This window comes from Streptomyces sp. NPDC051976, assembly GCF_040680795.1.
Taxonomy (GTDB): Bacteria; Actinomycetota; Actinomycetes; order Streptomycetales; family Streptomycetaceae; genus Actinacidiphila.
Genome location: NZ_JBFAXL010000132.1, coordinates 1 through 5,826 on the forward strand (window position 1 = coordinate 1; position 5,826 = coordinate 5,826).

Below are 5,826 nucleotides of genomic sequence, written 5' to 3' on the forward strand. Positions count from 1 at the left end.
GCTACAACCTGCCCACGCCCAACCGCCGACCTGAAACCGACTCGAAACCGGTCACAAGATCCCTCCCCACACCACGTCGGTGGATCGAGGCTTAGAGGGCGCGCGCCACGAGTTCCTTCATGAGCTCGTTAGCGCCGCCGTAGATCCGCTGCACCCGCGCATCGGCGAACATCCGGGCGACGGGGTACTCGCGCATGTATCCGTATCCGCCGAACAACTGGAGACAGCTGTCGATCACGAGGCATTGCTGCTCGGTCAGCCACCACTTGGCCATCGCTGCTCCAGCCGCATCAAGCGTCCCCTCCAAATGGCGTGTGATGCAGGAGTCGAGGAAGGTGCGGGAGATGTGGGCGACGGTGGCCGCCTCGGCGAGGACGAATTTCGTGTTCTGGAATTCGAAGAGAGACCGCCCGAAGAGCTCGCGCGCCTTGACGTGATCGATGGTGTGCCGGATGGCGGCCTCCATCGTGCTCACGGCGATCACTGCGATCGCGAGCCGCTCCTGACCGAGTTGCGACATCAACTGCCGGAAACCCTGGCCCTCGACGGCACCCAGCAGGTTGCCGACCGGTACGCGGACGTCGTCGAAGAACAGTTCGGTCGTGTCCGCGCCGTGTTGGCCGATCTTTTCGAGATCGCGCCCCCGGGAGAAGCCGAGACGGGTCGATTCGACCAACAGCAGCGAGACCCCTCGTCCCCTGGCCGTTGGATCCGTCTTCGCGGCCAAGACCACGAGGTCGGTCAGCCGGCCGTTGGTGATGAAGGTTTTCGCCCCGTTGATGACGTACTCGTCACCGTCCTTGAGGGCAGTGGTACGGATGGACTGAAGATCGCTGCCGGCGCCGGGTTCGGTCATCGCCACAGAGGCGATCACCTCGCCGGAGGCCATCTTGGGCAGCCACGCCTGCTGTTGTTCCTGTGTTCCGTAAGCGAGCAAGTAGTGGGCGACGATACCGCTGTGCACGAAGTTGCCGAAGCTCATCTCCCCGGTTCGCGCCTGGGCCTCTATCACGGCGATGTCGTGGGCGTAGGTACCGCCGCCTCCGCCATACTCGGTAGGAATCGAGCAGCACAGCAGGCCCAGCTCGCCCGCCTTTTCCCATACCGCGCGGTCCACGTGGTGCTGCGACTCCCACTTCTCGCGATGGGGCACGAGTTCGCGCTGGAAGAAGCTCTCGGCGAGCTTTCCGAGCGCATGCGTTTCCTCGTCGCGCCACGGCGAGACATAGCCGGGAGAACCGGGAGTGAAGTTACTCATCGACTCTTTTCCTCAGCCCTCGAACCCGCCACTGGCGACCAGCAGTTGGCCGCTGACGTAGTCGGACTCCGGGTAGGTGAGCATCACGACGGAGCCTGCAGCCTCCTCGGGAGTCCCAGGACGCCCCAGCGGGATCGCGGCCTTCAGCATCTCCAGCAGTTGCGGATTTACGCCGACCTTGATCTCGCGGCCCTCGATCTCGATGGTGGACGACGCGTCCGCAGCAGCGGCGGTAAGCCGGGTCTCGATGAACCCGAACGCGACGCAGTTGACATTGACCGTGTACCGGCCCCACTCCTTCGCGAGCGTTTTGGTCATGCCGATGACGCCGCTCTTGGCCGCGGCGTAGTTCGCCTGTCCCGCGTTTCCGAACACTCCGGCGACCGAGGAGATGTTGACCACCTTCCGATGAACGCAAGTTCCGGTTTCCCGTTCTGCGCGAGACGCCCGGCTGATGACCGGCTGCACGGCGCGCAGGATGCGGAACGGCGACTTCAGGTGCACGTCCATGATGGTGTCGAACTGCTCGTCGGTCATCTTCTGGATGACGTTGTCCCAGGTGTAACCCGCGTTGTTGATGACGATGTCCACGCCGCCGAATGTCTTGACGGCGGTGTCGACGAACCTCTCGGCGAAGCCGTCCTCGGTCACACTTCCGCCGCACTCACGCGCCGCGCCGCCGATCGCCGCGATCTCGTTCACCGTCTCCTGGGCAGGGCCCGCGTCGAGGTCGTTGACCACGACGTTCGCGCCCTCCGCCGCGAGCTTGAGGGCGACGGCGCGGCCGATGCCGCGGCCTGCCCCGGTGACGATCGCAGTCTTTCCGTCCAGCTTTCCCATAGCCTGGCTCGTCCTTCGTTCTTTTTTGTCCGGCTCGGGGATGGGTAGGTGGGGTGGCCGGGCTCAGTCCAGTGCGATGACGGCCTGGCCAAGCAGGGTCTCGACACCGCTGTCCGTGGTGACGCACACGTCGATGATCGCGAGCCGCTCGCCGTTGGCCTCGTCGATCGCGCTGACCGTGCCGGTGCACGTCGGCGCGGCATGCACCGGGGTGATGGCGGTGAAGCGCACCTTCCAGGAACGCAGTCCGTGCTGAGGGAAGGCGCCGGCCAATAGGCGGCCGAGGTACGCCATCGACAGCATGCCGTGGGCGAAAACGTCGTCGAGGCCGGCGGACTTGGCCACATCGAGATCGATGTGGATCGGATTGTGGTCGCCCGAGGCACCGGCAAACAGCGCGAGCGTCGTACGAGAGATCGGTGGTATTTCAAGCGACGGCAACTGTGTGCCCACCTCGTAGGCGGGGATGTTCATCCCGCCTCCTTGCAGGCCCCGGCGGCGGGCGGGTTACGGACCACCAGGACTGTGCGCATGACGCACACGATGGCGCCGTCCTGGCCGCGTACAGCGGTCTCGCGCCGCAGGAACTCCAGCAGGCCACCCTTCTTGCTGGACACGTCCACGATCCGGGAAGTGGTCGAGAGTTCCTCGCCGGCGTGAGCCATGCGGTGGTAAATGAACTCCTGCTCGCCGTGCAGAACGGTGCGCAGATCCACTCCGAGGTCCGCCAGGTACACCGCGGGATCCGCGGATTCCAGATCGACGCTGAAGAAGAAGGTCGGAGGCACCGGCAGGTCAGGATGCCCGGCGGCGCGTGCAGCGTCGACGTCGATGTAGACGGGATCGTCCTGGCCTGTCGCCGCGGCGAACCGGCGTAGCAGGCTGCGGGTGATCAGCATCGTGCCGCCACCGGTGTCCGTCGCGATGACCGATTGATCGAGGGGCATCAGCCGTCGACCTTCTCGTAGAGGGTGACGACACACGCACCGCCCAGGCCGAGATTGTGCTGCAGCGCGATCGACGCGCCCTCGACCTGGCGGTCCCCCGCGGTCCCGCGCAACTGCCAGACGAGTTCGGCAGCCTGCGCAAGGCCCGTCGCGCCCAACGGATGGCCCTTGGAGAGCAGGCCGCCGGAGGGATTGGTGACAACCTGGCCGCCGTAGGTGTTCTCACCGTCGCGGACGAACTTCTCGGCAGTACCGATCGGCGTGAGGCTGAGTGCCTCGTAGGTGAGGAACTCATTGGTGGTGAAGCAGTCGTGCAACTCGACCACCCGCAGGTCCAGCGGATCCACCCCCGCCTCCTCGTAGACCGCGGCCGCCGTGTTGACCGCGAGGTCATAGCCGATCACCTGCCGCATGTCACCGGTCTCGAAGGTGCTTCGCGTGTCCGTAGTCAGACTCTGCGCCTTGATCACGACCCGCGGATCGAGGCCGTGCGCACGGGCGAACTCCGGGGTACACACCACCGCCGCCGCGGCACCGCAGGTGGGCGGACAGCACTGCAGCCGTGTCAGCGGGCCGTAGATCGGGGGCGATGCGAGCACCTCCTCGACGGTGACCAGGTCGCGGAACACGGCATACGGATTGTTGGCCGCATGCCGACGCGACTTGACGGAGATCTGCGCGAACACGGCCGGATCGATTCCGTACTCGTCGACGTATGCCTGGCCGCCGCCGCCGAAGAACTGCGCCGCCATCGGAGCCTGCGGGTCGCTGCCCTGCACCAGGTCACGCGCGTGTTCGAAGCGATCGAGCGGCGCCGGACGGTCGGTGAACACGCTGCCGAGCGCACCCGGGCTCATCTGCTCGAAACCGAGGGCGAGGGCACAGTCCACACTGCCCGATGCCACTGCCTGCCGGGCCAGGAACAGCGCACTCGACCCGGTCGCGCAGTTGTTGTTCACGTTGATGATCGGGATTCCGGACAGGCCCACCCCGTAGAGCGCGGCCTGGCCGCTGGTCGAGTCCCCGTAGACGTATCCGACATATGCCTGCTGAATCGCTCTGTACTCGATTCCCGCGTCGGTGAGCGCGGCCCGCGCGGCCATCTCGCCCATGACGTCGTAGGTCTCGCCGCGCCCGGGTTTGGTGAACGGCACCATGCCGACCCCGGCCATCACAACGGATTGCATGAACAGATCCCTTCAGTCGTAGCGGCCATCACTCGGCGATCTTGCGCGGAAAGCGGGGTGAGGGAGGCCGAGACAGGATGCGGCGGCAGCCGGCGGATACAGCTACGGGCCGACATCCGACGAGCTTCGTCGAAGATCTCGACGAAGCTCTGCGCCGCTTCCAAACGTAGGCGCACACCTGTGGTCGCCCCAGGACCATTCCTCGCGTCCTTTGTGACCGCAGCGCGCATCGCCGGAGGCTGCCGTAAAATCAGCGCGTGTCCCGCGAGACCCTCCTTACGAACTTCAGCCGCCGGCTCACCGTCCTCGGGACGCGCGAGGGCCTCGACATGCCGCAGCTTCTTCACCGGCTCGGTATCGCCGCAACCGACGGCCTTCCCGCGGGGCCGGTGAACATCGCGCAGTCCGCCGCCCTCGTCCAAGAGATGTGGATGCTCACCGGCGACGAACTGTTCGGACTCGGTCCTCCAACACCGCTGGGATCGTTCGCGCTGATGATGCGCTCAGCCATCCACGTCCCGGACCTTCGGTCCCTGCTGCGCCGCATGGCACAAGCCAGCAACGTGCTGACTGGGATGCCGAAGACGACGGTCAGCGAGTCGACCGCCCTGGTCACCGTCGAACTCGATACCGCCGGCTTCAAAGACCCGGAGCACGTCGGCGCTGAATTCGTCGCGGTACTCACCCATCGGATGCTCGCCTGGGCGGTCGGCCGCCGCCTGCCGCTGGCCGCGGTGGAACTGCCGTGGCCGGCGCCGCCATATGTCGCGGAATACGAAACCCTCTTTGGCGTGCACCCCAAGCTCAAGCGGGCAGAACTTCGCCTGGTGCTCTCCGCCGACCAGCTCACCTACCCGGTCGTGCGAACCGAGGACGACCTCGACGGATACCTCAACGACCAACCCCGCGTGTGGTTCCGCCGCCGAGACTACGAATCCTCGATCGAACAGCAAGTCCGAACCATCCTGGACCACGGACTACGTGGCGCGTGGCCGACAGCGGAAGAGGCGGCCGGGCGACTCAACATCAGCGCACAACACCTGCGCCGCCTGCTGAGAGCCGAGAACACTTCGATCGGCATGATCAAGGAGGACATCATGCGACAAGCTGCGATCGCCAGCCTGGAACGCGGAGACGAGTCCGTCAATGCCCTCGCCGCCCGCCTGGGCTTCTCCGAGCCAAGCGCATTTCGGCGCGCGTTCCGCCGCTGGACCAACGCCGCACCCGGCACCTACAAGCCGCGCCCTTGACCCGAATGCTGCAGAAATGTCATCCGGATCGTAGCTGTATGCGGCGTGACGATCCGGGCCGCTCGCCGCCGACGGGGCAGCGAGCCTCCTGCCCTTCGCGTCGCCGCGGCGGCCCTGGTCAGCTTCGTGGTCATTCGAGCGTCACGTGGGGCAGGGCGGTTGCAAGTTCCGGGGTCGTGCGGCTGGTCAGGTTGTGATCGGTTGGGGCGCGTAACAGGGCAGGCACGGGCTTCGTGATCATTGTGGTGACTAAGCCTCGATCCACCGACGTGGTGTGGGGAGGGATCTTGTGACCGGTTTCGAGTCGGTTTCAGGTCGGCGGTTGGGCGTGGGCAGGTTGTAGC

6 protein-coding genes are annotated in these 5,826 nt (G+C 65.9%); 1 reads left to right on the forward strand and 5 read right to left on the reverse strand.

Annotation, left to right across the window (positions count from 1 at the left end; genetic code table 11):
* Nucleotides 1–91: 91 nt before the first annotated feature.
* The 5 genes from AB0M29_RS44880 to AB0M29_RS44900 all read right to left on the reverse strand — a co-directional run bounded on the left by AB0M29_RS44880 (nucleotide 92) and on the right by AB0M29_RS44900 (nucleotide 4,232).
* Entirely contained in the window at nucleotides 92–1,258 is a 1,167-nt protein-coding gene (locus AB0M29_RS44880; RefSeq protein ID WP_365393586.1) for an acyl-CoA dehydrogenase family protein, read from the reverse strand.
* A 12-nt stretch (nucleotides 1,259–1,270) separates the two neighbouring features.
* Entirely contained in the window at nucleotides 1,271–2,098 is an 828-nt protein-coding gene (locus tag AB0M29_RS44885; RefSeq protein WP_365393588.1) for an SDR family oxidoreductase, read from the reverse strand.
* 63 nt (nucleotides 2,099–2,161) lie between these two features.
* The gene (locus tag AB0M29_RS44890) at nucleotides 2,162–2,572 is read right to left on the reverse strand and encodes a MaoC/PaaZ C-terminal domain-containing protein (RefSeq protein ID WP_365393590.1); all 411 of its coding nucleotides are present in this window, start codon (nucleotides 2,570–2,572) and stop codon (nucleotides 2,162–2,164) included.
* A complete protein-coding gene (locus tag AB0M29_RS44895; protein ID WP_365393592.1) occupies nucleotides 2,569–3,045 on the reverse strand; it encodes a MaoC family dehydratase N-terminal domain-containing protein in 477 nt (158 codons plus the stop codon). The genes AB0M29_RS44890 and AB0M29_RS44895 overlap by 4 nt, the downstream gene beginning before the upstream one ends.
* Nucleotides 3,045–4,232, reverse strand: a complete 1,188-nt coding sequence (locus AB0M29_RS44900) for a lipid-transfer protein (protein ID WP_365393594.1) — start codon at nucleotides 4,230–4,232, stop codon at nucleotides 3,045–3,047. The genes AB0M29_RS44895 and AB0M29_RS44900 overlap by 1 nt, the downstream gene beginning before the upstream one ends.
* 257 nt (nucleotides 4,233–4,489) lie before the next feature.
* On the opposite strand from AB0M29_RS44900, the gene AB0M29_RS44905 reads away from it, so the two are divergent.
* The gene (locus AB0M29_RS44905) at nucleotides 4,490–5,482 is read left to right on the forward strand and encodes an AraC family transcriptional regulator ligand-binding domain-containing protein (RefSeq protein ID WP_365393596.1); all 993 of its coding nucleotides are present in this window, start codon (nucleotides 4,490–4,492) and stop codon (nucleotides 5,480–5,482) included.
* The last annotated feature ends 344 nt before the right edge of the window (nucleotides 5,483–5,826 follow it).

Coding starts and splice junctions, on each gene's coding strand:
- AB0M29_RS44890 (WP_365393590.1), bottom strand. CDS start 2,572: ATGAACATCCCCGCCTACGAGGTGGGCACACAGTTGCCGTCGCTTGAA.
- AB0M29_RS44900 (WP_365393594.1), bottom strand. CDS start 4,232: ATGCAATCCGTTGTGATGGCCGGGGTCGGCATGGTGCCGTTCACCAAA.
- AB0M29_RS44885 (WP_365393588.1), bottom strand. CDS start 2,098: ATGGGAAAGCTGGACGGAAAGACTGCGATCGTCACCGGGGCAGGCCGC.
- AB0M29_RS44895 (WP_365393592.1), bottom strand. CDS start 3,045: ATGCCCCTCGATCAATCGGTCATCGCGACGGACACCGGTGGCGGCACG.
- AB0M29_RS44880 (WP_365393586.1), bottom strand. CDS start 1,258: ATGAGTAACTTCACTCCCGGTTCTCCCGGCTATGTCTCGCCGTGGCGC.